The 23,271-nt window shown below is 70.0% G+C and carries 9 protein-coding genes (1 of these 9 cut by a window edge); 6 read left to right on the top strand and 3 right to left on the bottom strand.

All coding sequences use genetic code 11. The features are described 5' to 3' along the window. The first annotated feature begins 13 nt into the window (after positions 1-13). A complete protein-coding gene (locus ACZ4WH_RS31285) occupies positions 14-1,276 on the top strand; it encodes a glycoside hydrolase 5 family protein (RefSeq protein WP_468187170.1) in 1,263 nt (420 codons plus the stop codon). Beyond that, complete coding sequence (locus ACZ4WH_RS31280; RefSeq protein ID WP_468187168.1) at positions 1,269-4,289, top strand: alpha-mannosidase; 3,021 nt, start codon at positions 1,269-1,271, stop codon at positions 4,287-4,289. The genes ACZ4WH_RS31285 and ACZ4WH_RS31280 overlap by 8 nt, the downstream gene beginning before the upstream one ends. Positions 4,290-4,405: 116 nt before the next feature. Here ACZ4WH_RS31280 and ACZ4WH_RS31275 read toward each other — a convergent pair whose 3' ends face one another. Further along, positions 4,406-5,590 (bottom strand): NAD-dependent formate dehydrogenase, encoded by a 1,185-nt coding sequence (locus ACZ4WH_RS31275; RefSeq protein WP_468187166.1) that lies wholly within the window; start codon positions 5,588-5,590, stop codon positions 4,406-4,408. 516 nt (positions 5,591-6,106) lie between these two features. Here ACZ4WH_RS31275 and ACZ4WH_RS31270 point away from each other — a divergent pair. From ACZ4WH_RS31270 to mqnP, 4 genes are all read left to right on the top strand, one after another. Continuing rightward, the gene (locus ACZ4WH_RS31270; RefSeq protein WP_468187165.1) at positions 6,107-6,400 is read left to right on the top strand and encodes a hypothetical protein; all 294 of its coding nucleotides are present in this window, start codon (positions 6,107-6,109) and stop codon (positions 6,398-6,400) included. A 101-nt stretch (positions 6,401-6,501) separates the two neighbouring features. Then, positions 6,502-6,873 carry a winged helix-turn-helix transcriptional regulator gene (locus ACZ4WH_RS31265; protein WP_468187163.1) on the top strand — a complete coding sequence of 124 codons (372 nt, stop codon included), beginning with the start codon at positions 6,502-6,504 and terminating at the stop codon, positions 6,871-6,873. A 597-nt stretch (positions 6,874-7,470) separates the two neighbouring features. Next, entirely contained in the window at positions 7,471-7,671 is a 201-nt protein-coding gene (locus ACZ4WH_RS31260; protein WP_468187161.1) for a cold-shock protein, read from the top strand. Positions 7,672-7,895: 224 nt separating this feature from the next. After that, positions 7,896-8,801: a menaquinone biosynthesis prenyltransferase MqnP gene (gene mqnP / locus ACZ4WH_RS31255; protein WP_468187159.1), complete on the top strand. Its 906-nt coding sequence runs from the start codon at positions 7,896-7,898 to the stop codon at positions 8,799-8,801. A gap of 27 nt (positions 8,802-8,828) precedes the next feature. Here the strand turns inward: mqnP and ACZ4WH_RS31250 are convergent, their stop codons facing one another. Together ACZ4WH_RS31250 and ACZ4WH_RS31245 are read right to left on the bottom strand one after the other, a co-directional pair. Then, positions 8,829-9,587, bottom strand: coding sequence for a type VII secretion system-associated protein (locus ACZ4WH_RS31250; RefSeq protein WP_468187157.1), 759 nt, complete (start codon positions 9,585-9,587; stop codon positions 8,829-8,831). A 94-nt stretch (positions 9,588-9,681) separates the two neighbouring features. Further along, positions 9,682-23,271 carry the 3' portion of a TcdA/TcdB catalytic glycosyltransferase domain-containing protein gene (locus tag ACZ4WH_RS31245; RefSeq protein ID WP_468187155.1) on the bottom strand. Its footprint extends 15,741 nt past the window's final position, so the window shows 13,590 of its 29,331 coding nt (coding positions 15,742-29,331); its start codon lies off the right edge, out of view; the stop codon is at positions 9,682-9,684.

Below are 23,271 nucleotides of genomic sequence, written 5' to 3'. Positions count from 1 at the left end.
CGCAAGGACATCCATGCCTCCTGCCGTGCGCTTCGGCGTCAACTACACCCCCAGCGAAGGGTGGTTCCACCACTGGCTCGACTTCGACCTCGACTCCGTACGCGCCGACCTGGACTCGATCGCCGCACTGGGCCTGGACCACGTCCGGGTGTTCCCGTTGTGGCCGTACTTCCAGCCGAACCGGGCTCTCATCCGGCCGCGCGCGGTGGAACAGCTCGTGGCCCTCGCCGACGCCGCCGCCGAACGCGGACTGGACGTGAACGTGGACGGCCTGCAAGGCCACCTGTCCAGCTTCGACTTCCTCCCCGCCTGGACGCGCACCTGGCACCGGCGCAACCTCTTCACCGACCCCGAGGTCATCGACGGCCAGGCCGCCTACCTGCGCACCCTCGCCGCCGCCCTCGCCGACCGGCCCAACTTCATCGGCATGACCGTCGGCAACGAGGTCAACCAGTTCAGCGCCGACCCCCACCCCGATCCCGACCGGGCCACCCCCGAGCAGATCGACACCTGGCTGGAGCGCATGCTCGCCGCCTGCGAGGAGGGCGCCCCAGGCCGGCTCCACCTGCACGCCGAGTACGACGCCACCTGGTACCAGCACGACATGCCGTTCACCCCGGCGCAGGCCGCCCGGTACGGCGGCGTCACCGCCGTGCACTCGTGGGTGTTCAACGGCACCGCCCAGCGCCACGGCCGTACCTCCGTACCCAGCGAGCACCACGCCGCCTACCTGGTGGAACTCTCCAAGGCCTGGGCCGACGACCCGCACCGCCCGGTCTGGCTCCAGGAGGTCGGCGCCCCCGCCCCGCTGGTCCCCGCCGAGCACGCCGCCGCCTTCGCCGAGGCGACCGTCACGAACGCCCTGGACTGCCCCGGCCTGTGGGGCATCACCTGGTGGTGCTCCCACGACGTCTCGCGCGGCCTCGCCGACTTCCCCGAACTCGAGTACTCCCTCGGACTGCTGACCAACGACCGGCGCCCGAAGGACATCGCACGGGTCCTGGCCGACGCCGCCCGCCGGACCCACCCCGCCCCGGCACCCCGCACCACCGCCCTCGTCGTACCGGCCGAACCGGAACAGCGCACCGCGCTGGCTCCGGGCGGGGCGGTGTACGACGCCTTCTTCCGGCTGACCGCCGACGGCGCCCGGCCCACCACGGTGCTGGACGTCCGCGCGGACGACACGGATCATCTACTGGCCCGCGGTATCACCGAGACCGTCACGGCCGAGCAGGTTCTCACCCCGCAGCACCGATGGAGCGCCCCGCATGCATGACGACCGCACGCTGATCGAAGCCCGCCTGAAGCGTGTCCTGGACGAACGTATCCGCCCCGCCGTGTACCCGGAGTCGGTGCCGCTGGAGGTCGCGGTGTGGAACGCGCCGGGTGAACCGGTGCCGGTCGAGGAGGGCCTGGCCGCCGAGCCCGAGCCGATCGCGGTGGGGGCCCGCTGGGGCGCCCCCTGGGGGACGAGCTGGTTCCGGGTGACCGGGACGGTGCCCGAGGCGTGGGCCGGCAAGACGGTCGAGGCGATCCTCGACCTGGGCTTCGACGAGAACATGCCCGGCTTCCAGTGCGAGGGCCTGGTCTACCGGCCCGACGGCTCCCCGGTGAAGGGCCTGAACCCGCGCAACCAGTGGGTGCGGATCGGGGCGCCGGTCGCGGGCGGCGAGGAGGTCCGCCTGCACGTCGAGGCCGCCTCCAACCCGGTGATCCTGGACTACCACCCCTTCCTGCCGACCCAGCTCGGGGACAAGGAGACCGCCGGGAGCGAGCCGCAGTACACGCTCACCCGGATGGACCTCGCCGTGTTCGACGAGACGGTGTGGCAGCTGGTGATGGATCTGGAGGTGCTGGGCGAGCTGATGGCCGAGCTGCCCGAGGACTCCGCCCGCCGCTACGACATCCTGCGGGCCGTGGACCGGGCACTGGACGTGGTCGACCTCCAGGACGTGGGCGGCAGCGCCGAGCGGGCCCGCGAGCAGCTGACCGGGGTGCTGTCCGCCCCCGCCGTGCCCTCCGCGCACCGGATCAGCGCGGTCGGGCACGCCCACATCGACTCGGCGTGGCTGTGGCCGTTGCGGGAGACGGTGCGGAAGGTGGCGCGGACGACGTCGAACATGACCGCGTTGCTGGAGGACGAGCCGGAGTTCGTCTTCGCGATGTCGCAGGCGCAGCAGTGGGCGTGGGTACGGGATCACCGGCCCGAGGTGTGGGCGCGGGTGAAGAAGGCCGTGGCCGAGGGCCGGTTCGTGCCGGCCGGGGGGATGTGGGTCGAGTCGGACACGAACATGCCCGGCTCGGAGGCGATGGCGCGGCAGTTCGTGCACGGCAAGCGGTTCTTCCTCGACGAGTTCGGGGTGGAGAACGAGGAGGCGTGGCTGCCCGACACGTTCGGGTTCGCCGCGGGGTTGCCGCAGATCATCAAGGCGGCGGGTTCGAAGTGGCTGCTGACGCAGAAGATCTCCTGGTCGCAGACGAACAAGTTCCCCCACCACACCTTCCAGTGGGAGGGCATCGACGGCACGCGGATCTTCACCCACTTCCCGCCGGTGGACACCTACAACTGCTCGATGAAGGGCAGCGAGATCGCCCACGCGGCGAAGAACTTCAAGGACAAGGGCCGGGCCCGGCACTCCCTGGCGCCGACCGGCTGGGGTGACGGCGGCGGTGGCACCACCCGGGAGATGGTCGCCAAGGCCGCCCGGCTGCGGGACCTGGAAGGCTCCGCGCAGGTGGTGTGGGAGACACCGCAGACGTTCTTCGAGAAGGCCGAGGCCGAGTACCCCGAGCCGCCGGTGTGGGTGGGCGAGCTGTATCTGGAACTGCACCGGGCGACCCTGACCAGCCAGGCCAAGACCAAGCAGGGCAACCGACGCAGCGAACACCTGCTGCGGGAGGCGGAGTTGTGGGCCGCTACCGCCGCCGTCCGTGCCGGGTTCCCGTATCCGTACGAGGAGCTGGACCGGATCTGGAAGACGGTTCTGCTGCACCAGTTCCACGACATCCTGCCGGGCTCGTCCATCGCCTGGGTCCACCGCGAGGCACGGGCCACCTATGAGCGTCTGGCCGGGGAGCTGAACGCCATCATCGAGGGCGCTCAGCGGGCGCTGGCCGGTGAAGGCAGCACCGAGCTGGTCTTCAACTCCGCGCCGCACGAGCGGGCGGGCGTGGTCGCGGGTGGTGCCGCCGCACCGGCTCTCCCGGGGCACACGCAGCTCGCCCCGCGCGAGGACGGCGCGTTCGTGCTGGACAACGGTCTGCTGCGGATCGAGATCGACGCCCAGGGACTCGTCGTCTCCGCCTACGACCTGGCCGCCGACCGCGAGACCATCGCCCCGGGCCGTGCCGCCAACCTCCTCCAGCTCCACCCGGACTTCCCGAACATGTGGGACGCCTGGGATGTGGACGAGTTCTACCGCAACACCGTCACCGACCTCACCGACACCGAGTCGGTCACACCCGGCCAGGACGGCACCTCCGTGCGGGTGGTGCGGGCGTTCGGCGCCTCCCGTGTCACCCAGGTGCTGTCCCTGCCGCCGGGCGAGCGGCGCCTCGTGGTGGACACCGAGGTCGACTGGCACGAGACGGAGAAGTTCCTCAAGCTGGCCTTCCCGCTCGACGTGCACGCCGAGCGCTACGCCTCCGAGACCCAGTACGGGCACGCCTACCGGCCCACCCACACCAACACCTCCTGGGAAGCGGCCAAGTTCGAGGCCTGCAACCACCGCTTCCTGCACCTGGAGGAACCTGGCTGGGGCGTCGCGGTCGTCAACGACTCCACCTACGGCCACGACGTCACCCGCACGGTGCGCACCGACGGCGACGGCGGTACGACCACCACCGTCCGCGTCTCGCTCCTGCGCGCCCCGCGCTTCCCCGACCCCGAGACCGACCAGGGCGTCCACCGCTTCCGCCACGCCCTCGTCCCCGGCGCCTCCATCGGCGACGCCGTCCGCGAGGGCTGGCGGATCAACCTCCCCGAACGCCGCCTCACCGGCGCGGGTGAGGTCGCCCCGCTGGTCGGCGTCGACAACGACGCCGTCGTCATCACGGCGGTCAAGCTGGCCGACGACGGCAGCGGCGACGTCGTCGTCCGCTTCCACGAAGCCCACGGCAGCCGGGTCCGGGCGACCCTCACCACCGGTTTCGAGGTCACCGACCTCACCGTCACCGACCTGCTGGAACGGCCCCTCGCGGACACGGCCGCCCCGGAACGCGACGGCGACCGGATCACTGTCCGCCTGCGCCCGTTCGAGCTGGTGACGCTGCGGCTGCGGAGGGCGTGAGCACAAGTTCCAGGAAGGGGGCGCGGACCCGGTGACCGGGCCCGCGCCCCCTGGGGAGGGTGACGCCGGGAAGCCTCGGGGGAAGGGCCCCTGGCGTCACGCGTGGTTCAGGATGGTCAGGCGCCGGTACTGCCCGGGCTCGCCTCCCCCGACGTGGTGTAGGCGTGTGCCCCGGTGCCGGCCAGCTTGCCGCCGTCCACGATGAGGTACTCGTCGCGGATGGGACGGCCGGCGAAGAAGTCCTCAAGGATCTCGCGCGTGCCGGCGGCGTAACGTGCCTGGGCCGAGAGGGTGGAGCCCGACACATGGGGAGTCATGGCGTTGTGCGGCATGGTCCGCCAGGGGTGGCTGGGTGCCGGGGGCTGGGGATACCAGACGTCGCCCGCGTACCCGGCGAGACGGCCCGATTTCAGCGCGCGCACGACCGCGTCGCGCACCATGATCTCCGCCCGCGCGGTGTTGACGATGTAGGAGCCGCGGCGCATGGTCGCGAGCAGTTCGTCGTCGAAGAGGTGGTACGTCTCGGGCTGGAGCGGCGCGTGCACGGACACCGCGTCGACGCTGCGCACCAGCGACCGCACGTCCGGGTGGTAGGTGAGCCCCAGCTCTTGTTCGACCTCTTCGGGGAGCCGGTGCCGGTTCATGTAGTGCAGGTTGACGTCGAACGGCTTGAGCCTCTTGAGCACCGCACGGCCGATGCGGCCGGCCGCGATGACGCCGACGTCCATGCCCTCGATGTCGTAGGCCCGTGACACGGCGTCGGCGATGTTCCAGCCTCCGTTGCGGACCCACTCGTGGGAGGAGACGAAGTTCCTCACCAGGCAGAGCAGTTGCATCACGGCGTGCTCGGCCACGCTGATGCTGTTGCTGTAGGTCTCCTCGGCGACGGTGATGCCGCGCTGGATGGCGGCCTCCAGGTCGACGTGGTCGGAGCCGATGCCCGCGGTGAGGGCGAGCTTGAGCTTCTTCGCCTTGGCGATGCGCTCGGCGGACAGGTAGGCAGGCCAGAACGGCTGGGAGATCACGACGTCCGCGTCGGGCAGTTCCCGCTCGAAGACGGAGTCCTCTCCGTCCTTGTCGCTGGTGACGACGAACTCGTGCCCCTGGTCCTCCAGGTAGGAGCGCAGTCCCAGTCCTCCTGAGACACAGCCGAGGAGTTCACCGGGGGTGAAGTCGACGGCGGACGGGGTCGGCAGGCTCATGCCGTCCGGATAGGCGGTGAGCCGGGGAAGCGCGTCGCGGACGTACTCGGGCGGGTACCCGGTCAGTGGATCCGGATAGAGGACGCACAGCACTTTCATTTCCCGTTACTCCTCGCACACGAGCGACCGACTGACCAGACACCGGCCGGAGATCGGGAACGAAGGCGAGGTCCGGTCGGGGCCGGTACCACCCCCGTGAACGCTCGTCGCGGGCGGCCCGGACTCCCCTACTCTCGCTCCAGGCACCCGTCCCGGACCATGGAGCGCGCCCTACGGCCCGGCGCCGCCCGGCGTGCGGAGGACCCCACTTCCGGGTGCGGGTTTACCCGTGATTCCCAGGCTCGGCAACCGCCGCCCCCGGCAGGGCGGACGTGTGAACGAGTGCCGTTTTCCCACCGGCAACGGCGCCATCCAGCCGGAGACCAACCGCCGCTCGGCCAACATGACATCACGGGGCTCACGCTGGGTTGAGTCACATCCTATATTTCAGCTGACACATGAGTTCGCCGACCTTAGTGACCCTCGGCGCACTCCCCCGCTCCCCCATCGGAGGTTCTTGTGCGCAGCCTGAGGAGAAACCTCGCTTCCGCCGCCGTGGCCGCAGGCGCCGTCGCCGTGGCGGTAGCACTGTCCGGCTCCCCCGCCTTCGCCGTGGATCCCGGTACGCCCGGCTACGTCACCTTCTGGCAGGGCGGATTCACCGGCCCCACCCTGGAGTACTCGCCGTCGCAGGTCGGCACGTCGTGCGTCACCCTGCCGTTCTCGGTGCAGGCCGACCTGAACTACAGCTACCGGACCGTTCTCGTCTACGACGGCGCCGGGTGCACCGGTTCCACGCTGACGCTGCCCGCGGGTGACCTTCACAGTTTCGGCGGGTTCGTCGGGAAGAGCTTCCGCTTCGCGAGCTGACGGCGCCTCCGGCCGGACCCGCGGTATTCAGGGGCTGACACTCACATGTTCCCGCTGTAGAGTGAGTTTCTGACTACGGTCCGGCCGGATAGTGTCTGATTATGACGACTACAGAAGACGAGTCCACCATCAGTGTGTTCTCGAAGGACTGTCTCTCGCGCCAGGTGCTCCTGGACGTGACGGGCCGATGGGGCATCCTCGTCCTGTCGGCCTTGTACGAGCGGCAGTGCCGGTTCAACGTTTTGCGGCGCCGCATCGAGGGCATCAGCGAGAAGATGCTGTCGCAGACCCTGTTCACACTGCGCAGGGACGGCCTGGTCAACCGGCACGTCGAGGCCACGATCCCGCCCAAGGTCACCTACAGTCTGTCCCCGCTCGGGACCACCGTGGCCAAACGGGCCGTGGAACTTGTCGCGCTTCTCGAGACAGAGGTGGACCAGTTCGAGCGGGCCTGGGCGGCCTTCGAGGAGTGACCCCGGCCGGCCGGGTTCTCCCGGATGACAAGCACGTCACATCATGAGCTGACGCACTGGCTCCCTGCCCCGCGACACGCTGGTCACCATTCCCCCGTGCCGGCTTCCCGACGGCAGCTGGAGCCGGGTCCGCACCGGCGACACTCAACTCCGCCTTCTCCACGGGAGGGTCACGCACCGGCAACCCGGGCCCCCCCCTGAACACGGCGGCGAAACCGACCGGTCTGCGAGTCGACCACACCGTCGTCATCGACTTCAAGGGCTTCGCGGGATCTCGACCCTCACCGATCCACGCGAGGAACCCTGTTGCTCCACCAGGGCGAGCAGGCCGTCTCCGGCCGGACGGCCCTGGACTGCGTCCGTCCGCGGCACGGCTCGGCGACGGCTCCGACATCCCGACACGTCCAGCGGCGACAGGCGTTCATCGCGGCCCTCGTCCAGCCGACCGCGCATCCAGCCGAACCGCCCGCTATCGGTTGCCGGAAATTTCGTGACACGGCAGGGTGGTTCCCCAGGGGGCCGCACCGCGTCACCGCTGACGGCCGCCCTCATCTCAGTTCACCTGGGACACACCCAGCACGACCGAAGGAACACAGCATGGCCAGCGGCACGGTGAAGTGGTTCAACGCGGAGAAGGGCTACGGATTCATCGAACAGGACGGCGGACCTGACGTCTTCGCCCACTACTCGGCGATCTCCGGTACGGGCTTCCGTGAGCTCGTCGAAGGCGAGCGGGTGACGTTCGACGTCACCCAGGGCCAGAAGGGCCCCCAGGCGGATAACATCATCCGGCCCTGACTCGGCACGCACCGACCGATCCGGTGCCCACGACGCGGTCCGCGCACCCGGTTACGGAGGCGCGGACCGACGCGTTGAGTCGGTGCGTACCGCGAGCCGACACCGACTCATGTACGACCGACACATGAGTCACCCAGGACAGTCATGTGTCGACTCACCTGGACAGGTACGATCTTCACACTTCCGAATGCGCGCTCGGGCGCGCTCGTGCAAGGAGTCGTCCTGTGAGTTCAGTATCCGCGGCGGTCCCACAGCCGGGGCGCACCAAGGCCTTCCTGCGGCTGGTGATGATCGAGCACTCGGTGTTCGCGCTGCCCTTCGCCTACATCGCCACCCTGACGGCGATGTACGAGCGAGACGGTGCCGTCGACTGGGTGAAACTGCTGCTGGTCACCGTCTGCATGGTGGGGCTGCGCACCTTCGCCATGGCCGCGAACCGGATCATCGACCGTGAGATCGACGCCCGCAACCCGCGCACGGCCCACCGCGAGCTGGTCACCGGTGCGATGTCGGTGCGGCACGCGTGGACGGGCGCGCTGGTCGCCGTCGTCGTCTTCCTCGGCGCGGCGGCCCTGCTGAACCCGCTGTGCCTGGCCCTGGCGCCCGTCGCCGTCGTCCCGATGGTGGTCTATCCGTATGCCAAGCGGTTCACGAACTTCCCGCAGGCGTTCCTGGGGCTGGCCCAGTCCATGGGCCCGGTCGGCGCCTGGCTCGCGGTCAGCGGCTCCTGGTCCTGGAAGGCCGTGATCCTCGGCCTCGCCGTCGGCATCTGGATCGGCGGCTTCGACCTCATCTACGCCTGCCAGGACGTCGACACCGACCGGCGCATCGGCGTGAAGTCGGTCCCGGCCCGCTTCGGCATCCCGGCCGCGATCTGGGGCGCGCGGGTGTGCCACACGATCACGACGGGCCTGTTCGTCTGGTTCGCCCTGGCCACTCACGCCGGCGCGTTCTTCTGGCTGGGCCTGCTGATCGTGGCGGGCGCCTTCGTCTACGAGCACTCGATCGTCCGCCCCCACGACCTGTCCCGCCTCAACCGAGCCTTCTTCCAGGTCAACGGCTTCATCGGGATCGCGCTGTTCGTGTGCGCGCTGCTGGATCTGCTGGTGCGGGGGCTGTCCCTGCGCTGAGGGAAGACGGGGAGGAAGACGGGGAGGTCACTCCCCGCCTTCCGCCCCGTCTTCGTCTTCGCCCCCTTCTCCACCTCCGCCGAGCAGCGCCATGTGATCGGCGACGTACGCCACGGCGCCCGCGGGATTCAGGTACAGCTCGTGCCCGAAGGGGATCTCCGGAAGCAGTTCCTCCACCTGCACCCGCCGGTGCCGCAGCGCGCCCACGCGGTCCAGCTGAGCCTGTGAGGTGAACACCGGTACGACCGGTGTGCCGTCGGGCGCCGACGCGGTCACCGGCGCGTCAGAGGCGTCGACCAGTACGGCGACCTCGGCCGTCAGCAGCAGCCGGTCGATGTCCTCCTCGGGGCCGTACCCCGTCGCGGCGAGCTGGATGGCGGCGTCGAGGGCGTCGGTGGGGTCGTCCCAGCCGAGGGCCGTCGGCGACGGGCGGTAGTCGGGATTCTCCGACCACTCCACGACCTCCCCCTCGCCGTCCGTCCGCCACTGCCCCACGATGGCCCACGCGGGCGGCTCGCCCGTGCCCTGCCAGTAGGGGTCGACGACCCCCAGCCAGTGGTCCGGCGCCAGCCGCGCCGCCTCCCTGATGTTCTCCGGCACCTCGGGCAGTTCCTCCCCGCCCGCCGCCTCCACGCCCTCGGACCCGGCCGCCTCGACGGCGAGCAGCCGCGACACCCAGCGGGCGGTCGTGTCCGGGTCGTCCCGTTCGGCTCCGTTGTCCTGGGCGCTGGCTTCGCCGTCGGTCTGTAGCGGCTTCCGCTGAACGCGGTCGGCTTCGTCGGTCACGTGCTCTTCCATCCGTGTCACTGTTCTCATGTGTTGGGGTGCTTCTGCGTCCTGCGACCGTCCGACGGCCGCACCTCGCCGTCCATGCGCCTCTCTAGCTGCGAGGCAACATCCTCCGGATGGCTTCCGCGAGCGTGTTGAGTGCCGTCTGCGCCGCCGGGGCGTGCGTGCCACCCCGCATCCTCTCGCCGATAAGACTCAAAGCCCTCTGCAAGGAGTATGTCTGCGTATACGTGAGGGGGAGGCCCAGCAGACTTCTGCCCACTGCCTGACGGATGATCAGTCCGTCGACCAGGGGAAGAATCCCTTCGACCGAGCGAAGCGCCCTTTCGAACTTGTCCAGATCGGCTCTGGCGGACAAGATCAGGTCAATGCCCGCCCGGCCCCTACGATCATTCGGCATGGGTGGCGCCATGTACGAGTCATAAACATGGGTCGACAGCTCCTGAGCACCAACGACAATGTCATTCGGGCTCATCAACTGGTCACTCATTCCGTAGTGTCGCATCTCCAAGAGAAGAAGCGGGCGGCCGTTGTACTCGTCGACCGCGAAAGGGGCCATTTCGAGGATATTTTCCTCGCTCAGCACACCATTCGGTCCTACGTCGCGCAGCGCATAGGACAGGAAATCATCCGTGGTTCTTCCGGAGGTGACCGGCTCGTTGAGTACCGCGGCCGGGTCGAATGCCGGACTCCCCAGGGCCCCTGCGTAGGCAGCGTGGGTCGCACCCAGCCAGGTCACGAAATCCTGCCGGACCTGGCCATAGTGGGATCTGTAGAACTCTCGCACCTGCGGGTCCAGGACAGCGCGCCCCGCCGAGAAAGGGTTGCGCAGGGCGGCGGGCAGCATGTTCTTGATGAGAGCCATCTCCACAAGCCTCTGCATTGGCCGAGCCCCCACGTGATTGAAGACCAGCCAACCGTACCCCCATGCCTCACCCACCTCAGGTACCGAGCTCAGGTAAGGAACATAGTTCGAATCGACGTCTTTCCCGGTCAGCCAGCCGACGTAGCGGGCCGCCTGCTGCCGGCCAAAGGTGTCTGAGTAGTAGTAGTAGCTGTTCAGAACGGGCTGCGTGAAGAACAACTTGGACTGCGCCAGGACAAGAACGTTGGGAAGGGCGGCCGCCGGAACACCTATGGTGAATTGCGTGTATGCCGCGTGCCCCACCCCTCCTCCCGTCGGATGGATGTTCAGCTGCTTCCCTACGGATGTCGCCTCCCAGCCTTCCGGCAGCACTTCTTCGAACGCGACCGCACCCCTGCGGTCATCGGCCTTCCCAAAGGCCTGACGCACGGTCCCCAGCGTTTCAAGAACCTGGCCGAGCGGTGCTCGCTGCTCATCAGGAACGACGGCGGCCGGGCCTACGACGACTTCCGGGATGCGGAGCTGTACGGACTGCAAGCGTTCCGTGCTCCCGATCCCGGCGGCGTACTGCTCCGCGATCCTGCGATCCGAGAACATCGGACCGTCCCCCGTCCTGTAGAAGGAGTGCGAATCGACGACGATCTTCGCTCCCGTGCTCGGATGGGTCGCCAGCGCTGTGCCGTAAATGGGCCATACTGTGCCCGGTTCCTTCGGCAGCAAATAGTGACGGTCCTCGACCTCCACGCCCAGAGCCCCGTACCCGTGGTCCCGCGGAGGATCGATGAGCGCTCGTACGGCCGAGCCCTGCTCCCCTGTGACCACGCCCTCCAGCACTCTGGCGTCGGGTCCGACGACCACAGCCCTGGCGTGCACGGCATCGAGATCACGGGGCAGGTCACGCCGCACACGCCGCTCAGGCATGCCCTGCGCCTCGATCCGCACGACACCAGCATCGGCTGAGTGGTAGAGCGCCATGGCGTGGCCCAGCCCCGTCTGCCGCTGCCACAGCACCAGTGCGGCGGCTCCCGGACCAGCTGTGCGCACCGTCCCGGCCAGCTCCGCCCAGGACCGGACAGGCCCCCATCCCGGTCCGTAGGCCAGGGCGTTCTCCGCACTCCGGGTGCCGACCGCGATGTCGTCGGCCGTGCTCGCCGCCCGGACGCCCGGCAGATCCAGCACACGCGACGCGCCCACGCCGACGCTGCCCGGGTACAGAGCATCACGGATCTGCCGCAACTGCGTCAGGCAGTCGGCCTGGCTCAGCTCCTCCCGAGCCGAACCGGCCGGGACGCGGTTCCCGGAACTCGCGAACCGCTCGGCCACCGCGTCGGCGATCTGCGCCAGTTCCGCCAGATCGGCGGCCCGCGCCCCGGGGACGACCCGGCCGCCAGGCACAGGGGTCTCCTCTTCTCCCGCAGCGCCACCGTGCAGCGCAACGGTGCGCCCGGCCGCCAGGGTCTGGGCGAAGGCCTCAGCGCGTTGCCGGATCGGCAGGTTGTCGTAGCGCGAAAGCGCACCGATCCGCTTGACGTCACTCAGAGTAGGCAGGGGCAGCTCTGGACGAAGCCGTCCGAACTCGCGCTGGACCTCGGAGAGCAACAACCGCTCGGTCAGCGCGTCGATGCCGCTGGACTCGTCCGAAGTCCGGACGTCCGCCCGTAGCGGGGACGAGTCGCCCGGCTGGGTGCCGGCAGCGATCCGCCGGGCGGTGCGCACCGCGGAGTCATACGCCTCCCGAGTACCCGGCGCCAGCCGGCCGGCGACTTCGCGCCGCGGGTCGGTCTCCGCCTGCGAGGTTCCCGCCTCCGGGGCAGCGGCATCTCTCATCACCTCCTCGGCGAGGTGCGCCTCGGGCATGTCACCGGTGTGCCGGGGAACGAAGGCGGCGGTCGTGGTGTCGGGACTCGGTAGAGGGACGGAATTCCCAGTGGTCGGACCGAGTTGCGCGCCATCGTGCGCGTCGGGGTCCGCCGGAACCACGTGCAGGCCGTCGTCGGTCACCCGTAGTTCGTACGGCACGAGGTCATCGCCCTGCCGGGCGACCAGCTCGGTGAACGCGTTCCCCCGCTCGGCCGGCTGCCACAGACGCACGATTCGCCCCGTGGCGCGGTGCAGCACATGTCCGGTTGTCAGGTGGGCGTAGTCCTCGCCGTAGCCCACCCAGCCGTGCGGTGGCAGTACCTCGCCCTCGGGGGTCCTGATCTGCCCCGTCCGGCTCACCTCGTACACGTGCGGCGGAGCCCCGTCGGCCGACGCCGGCCGCACCAGGCCGTACCCCTCGGGCGCCTCCGTCCGCCCCTCCCCTTCCGGACGCGGCGCGGCAGCCGCGTCCGCTGCCGGACCGTCGGCACCCGGACGCGCCCCGGCAACGGAAACCGACGCCTCCGAAGCCGTCCGCGAGCGCACGGGATGGTCGTCCGTGCTCCGCCGTGAGGTGCTGTCCTCCGTGATCCGGTCCGCCGTCGCCGGCCGGGCGCCGGACTCCGCTTCACGCACCATCCGTGCCTCGCGGCCCGTGGACCCTGGAGGGTGCTGTCGGTCCGCGCCGCGGGAGGCCGCGGACGGTGCGGGTGCGTCGGCCTCGCTCCTGCTCTGGCGAAGCCTGTCCAGGGCCTCTTGCACGGTCAGGGGCCGACGACCGTCCGCGATACGCGCGCGGTTGGCCTGGTCGAAGCCCCTGAGGAAGCGGGCCATCACATCCGGGGCAGGCGCACGACGGTGGCGGCGCATGTCGGCCAGCAACGCCCTGGCGGACTCCCACAGGTCGTCCAGAGGGCGGTCGTCGGCGCTTTGCAAAAGAGGTTCGACGTGGTGGACCGCCCACACGAAGTCGGCCAGATCGGCAACCCGCAGGACACGGGAGTCGATCATGTCCTCGATCCGCATGATCTCGAGATCGCTCAGTGTCGACACGATGGCAGGCCCGAGGGCCTCTGTCAGGTGACTCAGGAAGGGATCGGCCTCGGTCTCGGTGTCGGACGGGCCGTCGTCGATGGAGCTGTCGTCGTCCGAGAGCTGTGAGCCGTTCTCGTCATGACGGCCTTCGGACCCGGCGTGGTCGTCGTCCGGGAGGTCAGGGGGGCCTTCCGGTCGGGGGCCTTCCGGTCGGAGCCGGATGCCTTCGTCCCCTCGGGACGATGCGGACTCCACCGCGGCCGGCTCCCCGGGTAGCCGCAGCGTCACCGCTGTGGAGCGTTCGCCCAGCCACCGACCGTTGTCCTCGGCGCCCAGCGGAGGGGCGTCGGCCGTACGAACAAGCATCTCCGTCACGTCGCCCGGTGGTGTCACGTCCCTGCCGGAGCGGGTCGTGTGAGAGCGTGCGGCGGTCGCTCCGAGCACCTGGCCGCGCAGATCCTCACGCCGGGCCAGAAAACGCATCACCGCGCGCCACAGGAGGTCGGGATCGGGATGGTCCGCGCGCGCGACCGCCTGCGCGAGCTGTTCCATGTGCAGGTCGCCCCGGCGGTTGTAAAGGCTGCGCACGGCGGTCTGGGCCAGATCCTGAGCGAACCGCAGCGTCCTCGCCCGCGGCCAGGGTGATGCGTGGGTCTCCGCGGGAGCGGACAGCCAGGAGGTCGCCCCTCCTTCCTGGTAGCCGGTGAACTCGCCGACGGCGGGACGACCCGAGGAGCGGGAGGTCATCCGGCGCTGAATGCCCTCCATGACCGTGTCCATGACCTGTGGCCCGGTGCGCAGCATGACCGACCGCCTGCGCACCCTGTCGAGCGATCTGGGATCTCCGTAGCGCCGGGGGGCACGTGCGAAGAGGTCCACCTGCGAGAGCCCGTAGTTCGCTTCGACCGCGTTCTCCAGCTCCTGTACGAAGGCGTGCCGGGGCGGGGCGAGCAGCACGTCGTTGGCACCCTCGCTCCTGGCGAAGAGATCGCGGTGGCGCGAGGCGAGGTCCCTGACGTCGATCAACGAGGTGAGCTGATTGTCACCGTCAAGGTAGAGCCCGCCGAACTCCTTGACGATCTCGATGCGCAGGATGTCGCTCGCTGCGGCGTAACCGGGACCGGTCCGCTTGGCCAGTTCTGTTCTGAACTGGTCGTTCAGGGGCATCGGGCGTTGCGCGTTGAAAACCTCGTCCACGTTGACGAGCCGGATACCCGCGTCGGTGGCCCAGGAGACGAGTCGGGACACGGCGAACAGTGCCGGATCGTCGCCGACGGCGTCCGGACGACGCAGCACAGCCTGTATCTGCTCCCTGGGTACGTCGGTCCACAGGACGAACGTCGCGTCGTCGTGGTGCTGGGTCGCGGACCCGCTGAAGCGTCTCCAGAAGGTCGCGGACGCACCGTCGGGGCTCAGGGTCTCCCCCAGCCAGATGGCGTGGACGAGCAGGGGTGTGCGTATCGTGCCGGAGTTCACCGGCGGGGCGATCAGCCCCTCCTGGAACGGGTGGTCGACGTCCGGGTGGCTCACACTGTGGAGCCCTTCCGGAACGGCAGGCCATCTCCGGGGATCCATCTCCGGGCTGAGGGTGTCGGCCAGCATGTCGGCCAGGTGCAGGAAGGGCACGCTCTGGTCGACCGTCAAGCCGCTGTAGTCGTAAGGGCGCCCGTCGGCGTCGCGGAGAAACCGGGGAACAGGGGGATGCGCCCGGTGCCCGAACAAGTCGGGACCGAGGGGACCGAAGTCCGTGACACGCACGTCGGGGATACGAGCCGACCGCAGCAGGTCGTCCGTGAGAGCACCGGCTCCCTCTTCGCCGGTGGGATACGGCGGCAGTTCCGAGGCCGCTCGTCGGACCTGCTCCCTGAAGTCGTGCACAGCGGCGCGCAACTCTTCGGTGTCGTCCGTGCCGGTACGGGACGCGTTCTCCCAGTCATCGGTCGCTTCCAGCACGGCCCGGTGAGCCGCGACGTCCTGGGGGGTGGCGCGCAACCGGTCCACCGCTGCGGTGATCCGGTCGAACCGCGTCGAGTGCGCCTGCCCGGCAATGGTCCGTCGCCAGGCTTCCGCGATGCCTTCCGTTCCGCGCAGACCTGCTGGTCCGTCGGTGGCCACGAGGTCGTCGGCCGTCCGCGTGCCGTCCCCGGCGGGGGTCTCGGCAACGGACCCACGCCCGGTTCCGGCGGCCGCGGTGTCACCGGCGGCCCCACCGTCCCCGAGGAGGTCCCGGGACCTGTCCTGCCACCACCGGTCGACCAGGTCGCCGAGCGGATCACCGCTCGCCGTCCCCCGCCGCGAAAGCTCTTCCGCAGAGTCGTAGCTCCGCAGGGCCGTGTGCAGCTGCCGAGACCGGCTGTCGGCGGACACCGCCGCACGAAGGCTCTCACGGGTGAGTCCGCCGGCCTCGTGCAGGCGTGCCGCGATGGCGCCCACGTGATCCGTCAGCGCCTCCCTGAGGCCGCTCTGCATGGACGAATCGGTGTTGGCCATGCGGACATGCGGCGCCGACTGGGGGTCCTGCGCAGCGGTGGTGGTGTGGTTGTCGACGGGAGGGCGGAAGAATTCTTTCAGTTCTGTCGCGAAAAATTGCTGCACCAAGGGGTGGAGCCGCTCGCGAGGCTTCTGGCGTGTCCCGTAAAAGGCCGCGTATGCCTCGGCGAACCACTCCGCCGGGCTTGAGAACTGGTAATTGGACAGACCGTGGTTGGTGCGCTCAGCACGCAGGTAGCTGACCCATTGGCCCTCCAAGGTCACGTGGTGCATGCGACCGTCGATATCCAGCGTGTCACCGCCCCCGTCCTTGAACGTCCAGGGGTGCGCGTGGGCCAACCGCTTGAATTCGACAACCCGAGATATTCCATCTCTCAACGACTCTTGGAAGCCATGAGCCAAATCGGCAACCAAAGGATCGGTCAGTGACACGCTCGGGTGGAGTGCAATCGTCACCGCCGACAGTAGAGTTTGTCTATGCCTGCTGGGCACGTTGTGCCACTCACCCAATCCAACCTTGCGAAGAACCGCCATGGCAAGCGCTTCAAGTTCGTTGTCGGTGTGGATCCGCCAGCCGCCGAACCGGTCCTGCTGGAGCAGATCAGCCATCCAATTGATGCGTTGATCAATGGAGTGACCGACCTCGTGCCGCAGCACCCACTTCGTGAAGTTTCCCTCTGCCAGCACGTCCGAGACGCCGCCCATGACCTGACGCTGCCGGGAATCGCGGCCGAGCGCCCGGTCTGCGGCCGGGCTGATCCCCTCATACTCCGCCAATGCTGCCTTGTCCATCAAGGCACGCTGCCACGCAATACTGCGGTTGAGCTCCGTGGCCAGCCAGGAAGGCATCCCGTGGGGAGACACGACGTCGATGAGCCGCGTCTCAACGTTGTATTCGCTGGCGTTACTCCCCAAGTTCCGAGCTGCGGGCTGAATCGCGGTCAACTCCGGATTGTTTGTGACGTGTTCGATAGGCAGGCCAGCCAGCACACTGTCGATCCTGGCGAGCGTGGAGTGACTGAAATGGTCATTCGGTCGATCCGGCGGCGGTCCGATACGAATGCCGTATTTCTGACTGAGTTCGGCCTCCCGGTCGGCAACACCCTTGTTCCACAACAGGCCGCCTACCCCGTGCCCGCCCGTAGCCCGCCCGAGCATGCCGTAGCCGTGGCTGGTGGGGGCATCGACCAGTGCTTGGGCCGTGCTTGTGGACTGAGGCTGAACGGGCAGCCCTTCAGCATCGATCGCTCGCCCTGTGCCGTCGATCACGGTCATACGTGTTCCGCGGCCAGCCCGAATCCACCGCTCCGTCCATTGCCGGCCGGTAAGCACCTTTACGGGGGGGGACGCCTGAGGGTCCACACGCACGATCTGCTGCTCGCCCGTGGTCGCGTCGTGACCGACCTGGGCATAGAGCAGCGCATGCCCGATCTCTCTCGCGCCCTGTTCCAGGAGTACGGCCGTACTACCAGGGCCGGCCATATCCAGTGCCGCCACCAGCTGATCCATCGATGACACCGGCGACCAGGTCCCGCCAGGAACAAGTCGCGACTCAGCCGACTCGGAGCCCGTGGCCACCACGTCCAGCGTGCCCACCGGGCGGATGTCACGGAAGGGCGACAGTCGTTCACCGTGCTCGCCCACATGGGGGAACAACTCGTCGAGAACGGCTCCCATGAGCGTGACGCAGTTGAGCACAGTGGGGTCGGCCGCGAAGGCGTCCAGACCCACGCCGACATCAGCGGCGACCCGCCCGACCGCGGCAGCGACCGACCCCCGCAGGAACTCCTCCCAGGCGTCCAGCACCGTTCCACTGTCGCCGTGTGGGTTCCGGGAATTCCCCCCAGCCCCCCACTGCGCGGCGAACGCGACCAACCCGCGAGCACGAGCATCCGCGGACAAAGTGCCCGGCTGGAGGTCCTGCGCAGCGGTGGTGGTGTGGTTGTCGGCGGTGGGCGGCTGGGCGCTCTTGTGGAGGACCGCGGTGACCTCGACCCCGAGGTGGTCGCTCATTTCGCGTGCCACGTTGGTGAGCCAGATCTGGGCGTCGGCGGCCTTGAGGCCGGGGCGGATCTTCTCACTCATGTAACGCCCGGACTTGTCGCTGACTTCCCAGCGCTGGGCCGTCCTCTGATAGGTGAGTTCGCCGCTGATGCGTGCGGGACGGACGCGTGTGGTGCCCGTTCCGGGGTCGAACCCGGCGGAGACGGTCGGGTGCCCCTGGTTGTCGAGGTCCTCCTTGAGCTGCTCGATGGTCAGGTCGGGATTCTTCTCCCGCATCGCCTGGTAAAGCCTGCTGATTTCCTCCTCTGTGGCGACGGTGAGGAGCCGGTCGCTGCCGATGAGGATCCTCCCGTCCTCGTCGACGGTGAAGTGCCAGACGGCGTCGGTGCGTTCGAGGAGCGCCGGTTTGAAGTCCTCAAGCGGGTACCACAGAGGGTTGAGCCGTACATGGCCCTGGTCGTCGTACTCGCGGTCCTTGACCTTCTTCGGACCGGCGAGAGGGCCGTACGTCTCATCGATCTCAGGAGTGCCGGTGTGCGCGACATGTGCACCAGGGGCAATGCGCGGGCCATCGGCGGTGTGTCCTGAGGTGAGGGCAGCCGGGTCGTGGGCCTCGATGCGGTTCTCCGTGCCGTTCCCGGCGGCGGGGTTCTCCCCCGTGTGCCAGGACAGCACCGTCCCGGTACGCGCTTCGGGGTCCGTCGGCACCACGTGCAGGCCGTCGTCGGTCGCCCGCAGTTCGTACGACACGAGGTCATCGCCCTGCCGGGCGACCAGCTCGGTGAACGCGTCCTCGTGCTCGGCCGGCTGCCACAGGCGCTCGATGCGTCCCGTGGCACCGCGCAGCACATGACCGCTCGGTAGGTGGGCGTAGTCCTCGCCATGACCCACCCAGCCGTCCGGGGACAGCACCTCGCCCTCCGGGGTCTTGATGTGCCCCGTCCGGCTCACCTCGTACACGAGCGGCGGAGCCCCGTCGGACAGCGCCGCGCGCACCAGGCTGTACCCCCCGGGCGCCTCCGTCCGCCCCTCCCCTGCCGGACGCGGCGCGGCAGCCGCGTGCGCTGCCGGACCGTCGTCACCCGGACGCGCCCCGGCAACGGAAACAGAGGTCTCCGACGTCGTCCGCGGCCGGGCCAGGAGGTATTCCGTGCCGCGCCGGTAGAGGACCGCGGTACGGCCGGGGACCGCGTTGGCGGGGGTGTGGGTGAAGGAGGTGCCGTCCTCGGCGACCACGGTGAGGGTGGCGCGGTAGGAGGCCGCGGCCAGTTCCACGGCGGCGTACTCGTTGCCGGTGTCCCAGTGCCGGGCCGTGTGGAGCTGGGTGCGGATCAGGGCGTGTCGCTGGGGCGGGGTCAGGGTGACGTGACCGGGGAGCAGGTCGCCGGTGTCCTGGAAGCGGGAGGCTGTGGCGCGGTCCAGGACGACGCCGGCGCGGAGGAGTTCGTCCCGGGTGAAGGGGACGCCGCGGTCCAGGTGCGCCGACGCGGGCAGGGGACGGGCCTGCACCACCGAGACCGGTTCGCGTACGCGGTCGAGGGCCGCGTTGCGGGACGCGGCGGGCGTGGTGTCGCCCGGCTCGCGGTGGAAGGCGGCGGCGAGGGCGTCCCAGAAGCCGTTGCCCGCGCTGTCGCCGGAGGGATCGCGCAGGTCGTGGACGATGCCATCGGGGGCGGTGAGCGTGCCACGGCCGGTGACACGGTAACGGTCGGCGTCGGTGGCGGACGTGACGCCGGCCCAGGGGACGGAGGCGTGCGCCGGGCGTGGGCGTGGCGAGGCGGACGGACCCGCCACAGATCCCTCCGCGGCGCGGGACGGACCCGCCACAGATCCCTCCGCGGCGCGGGACGGACCCGCCACAGGTCCCTCGGCGACGCGGGACGGGCCCGGCTCGGGCGCCGGCCGCGCGGAGGAGTCGGCGGCGTCGCGGCCGTCGGGTGCTGTCCGCGCCGCTTCCGCCGCTGCCAGGGCCGTGTCGGGGACCGCCGACTGGAAGTGGCGGTCCGCGAGGTACAGCACGACGTGCGGCGTCCGTCCCCGCGCAGCGGCGGCGGCCTCGCCTCCGGCCTCCTGCCGGGCGGGGGGTTCGAAGTCCTGGAAGCGGCCGTCCTTCTGGACCACGGTCACCCGCGCTCCGAGGACGCGGGCGGCGAGCGCGGGCAGCAGGTCGGCGGCGCCGTGGTCCCAGGTGCCCGGGTCCCCGGCGGCCAGGTCCCGCCGCAGCTGGAGCGCGGCCAGACGCGCGCGCTCGGACGCGGACAGTGCGTGGTGCAGGGGCATGTGGCCGGTGTCCTCGAACTCCCGCAGCTCCGGGGAGCCTTCGGGAAGTGCGATCCCGGCGTCGCGCAGTTCGGCGGGGACGAAGGTGTCCTTGGTGTCCGGAGCGGCGAACGCGAGCAGGTCGGCGTCCTCGGTGCCGTCCAGGCGCGCGGCCAGCAGGTCGCGCAGCCGTTGGACCGTGTACGGCGGGTCGATCAGCGGCGCGCGGCCGTCCGGGCCGCCCGGAGCCAGGTGGCGCAGTCCGTCGGCGAGGGCGTGGTAGAAGGAGCCGCCGTCGCGGGGCACGTCGCGCAGGGTGTGGCCCGTGCCGTCGGGGGCGGTGAGCGTGCCCCTTCCCACGGTGTAGCCGGCGGGCCGTGCGGCGCTCTTCGCGGCGGCGGCCGTGTAGTCGACGGCCGGCGGTTCGGGGACGCGGGCGCGTTCCTCGGCTGACAGGCGGTACCAGCGGGTGAGCCGGTCGGTGGCGGCGCGGACGCGGTGGAACTCCGCCGCGGCCCGGTCGGCCGCCTCGCGCCTGCTGTTGAGACCGGACCACGTCTGGTGCAGTTCCCGCTGGGCCGCGAGGTAGCGCTCGGTCGCCTCGCGCAGCCGCTGTCGCGCGGCCGGTTCGGCGCCCGCGTCGCCCTGTCCCCGGGACAAGTCCATCTTGGCGGCGCTGCGGTCGTGGCGTGCCTGTGTGTAGGCGGCCCGGATGTCCGGCACGTTGCGGCGGAGCTTCCAGTACGCCTTGTCGGCGTCCACCCAGGCGGTGCCGGCCTTGGTGACCTTGGACCAGGCATCGGCCACCGGCGAGGGGAAGTTGTCGTCGGTGACCAGGCCCAGGTCGCGGGCGACGTCCTCACGGACCCAGGCGATGATCTCCGTTTCGGCGGAGACCGCCTGGGGACCGGGGCGACTGGGACCGAACGGGCCGAGATGCTCGCGCATCCAGTCGGCGACCGCGCTGTCCTTGAAGCTGGCTGTCACCTCGGCGAGGCCGAGAATGCTGATGGGGATTGCGAAGAGGAAGGCGCGGGTGGTCTTCGGTTTCAGCGTGGCCTGGTCGGCCGCGCTGCCTCCGTTGCGGACGGCGTCACCGTCGGCAGCGGTGTACTCGGACACCGATGCGGTGGGGACGGCCGCGCCGGCGCCGCCGGTGTCGAGGGAGGGGCCGCCGCCGGGAACCGGCTCGTACGCCCCGGAACGGGTGACCGAGACGTCGCTGCCGGTGGTGAGGCGCTGAGACGCGACCATGGTGCCGCTCGGGAGAACGGTCAGCAACCGGGCGCCGGGGAGGTGGAGCCGCGAGTAGAGCCGGTAGTCGCCCTGGGCGCCGCCCAGGAAGCTGTTCTCCGTCAGCCCCGCCACCCGGTAGCCGTCGGTGGTGGTGCTGTCGTCGAAGAACGCCGCGAGCGCCGCGTTGGACATGCCGTCGTGCAGGGCGAACGCGGGCGCGGTTCCCGGGCGGGTCAGGGGGGTCTGCCGAGCCTTCTCCAGCGCTTCGCCGAGGCGGGGACCGGACAGCTCGGCCTGTCCGGTGCGCGGGCCGACGGAGGCGCCGTAAGCCCGTGCGAGGGCGATCTCCCCTACGGCCCGAATCAGGTGCGGGTCCGCGACGCCGCGAACGTCGAAGCCCTGCGGCGGCATGGTGAAGGGCGATACCGCGCGCCAGTCCTCGATCCGCGCGCGCAGTGCCTCACGCTGTTCCGGCAGGGTACCCCTGCCCGGTTCCCAGACGGTGACGGTTGCCGGCGGGATCTTGATCTCCGGAACGCCCAGCGGGTCGGCACCGGTCCGCGGCTGCGCACCGGCCGGCTGCTGCGCACCCGTCGGCGGCTGCGCATCGGTCCGCGGCTCGCCGGGAACCGTGAGGCTGAGCGGCAGCAGCTCGCGCAGCGTCCCGACCGGCCCCTGCACCCACACGGTCTCGCCGTCACCGTGGTGAAGCGTGAGCCGCAGCTCGTAGTCCCTGAGGAACGCGGCGTGCGGTCCGTCGGCCTCGACCACGCGGCTCCGCAGCCGCGTCGTCGTCCGGGACTGCGCGACCTGATGCGTGGTGGTACCGGATTCCGTGTAGGTGGGACCGGCCGCGCGGGCCACCTTGTTGCCGGTACGCACACCCTCGCTGACACTGATGCCGACGGTCCCGGTGCGGGTGTCGGTCCTGCCCGTTTCGGTCGTCTCGGTGGCCTGGCGTCCGTCCTTGAACGTGACGCCGTGTCCGAGGCCGTCGAACCGCGGGGGGCCCGCGATCAGTTCGACGACGAGATGGGCGTTCTCCGTCTTGAACCGCACCGTGCGCCGGTCGAGAGCGCTGATGCGGACGCCGGTCTTGCTCCCGGTGGCGACGAGTTGTTCGCGCAACACGCGCAGGGCACGGGGTCCGACCATCGCCTGGGCCCGGTCGCGGCCGATGCGGTCGACGCCGAGTTCGGCCAGTCGCCGGTCGAAGTCACGCAACAGGCCGGTGGCGTCCAGGGTGTTGACCGGATACGAACCGAACGGGCGGTCCTGGAACCATGCGGGCTGTTCCCAGGGGTGCTCCCGGTAGAGGGGGACCTCGCCCATCCGGTCGCGAAGCAGTCCCAGACGGTGCGCGGCCTTCTCCGGCACATGACCCAGCCAGTCGTCGGAGAAGGTCAGACGCCGTCCGGCCCAGCGAGCGACGTGGGCTGTCAGCAGCGAGTGGGGGATCGCCAGCACCCCGTCGCTCTGGACCGCGCCGATCAGATCGTGCTGCGTGTCCGCGACCACCAGGACCTTGTGGCTGTCGTCGACGACGACCATCTCTGACGTGGCGACGCGGCCCGCGAGATCGCTGACCGCACCGAGCCACGCCCAGCGCCCGAGCGCCCCGTACGCTCCCGCGAGGCTGGGGGCGTCCCGATGCGTGTGGCCATACACACCGGAGACGGCGATGCTGAACCCTCGCGTGGTCGTGATGGTCCCGGACGCCTGCACGTCGCTGGCAAGGCTCTGCTCGGTGTCCACCCTGACCGGAGCGGAGATCACGCGGGGGTTGAGCACCCGGATCCGGTGGTTGAGCCGGCCCCGCATGTCGATGTAGGGGCCCTTGCCATAGAGGCCCGTGACCCACATCCCTGACGGGCCCGACAGCACGTCCGCCTGCGCCGACAGATAGAGCGGGTCCATCTGGCGTACGGCGGC

It is taken from the genome of Streptomyces sp. NPDC029138, from assembly GCF_055564375.1.
The sequence above is the reverse complement of the archived record's forward strand: the minus strand, read 5'-3'. Positions and strand labels throughout refer to the sequence as shown.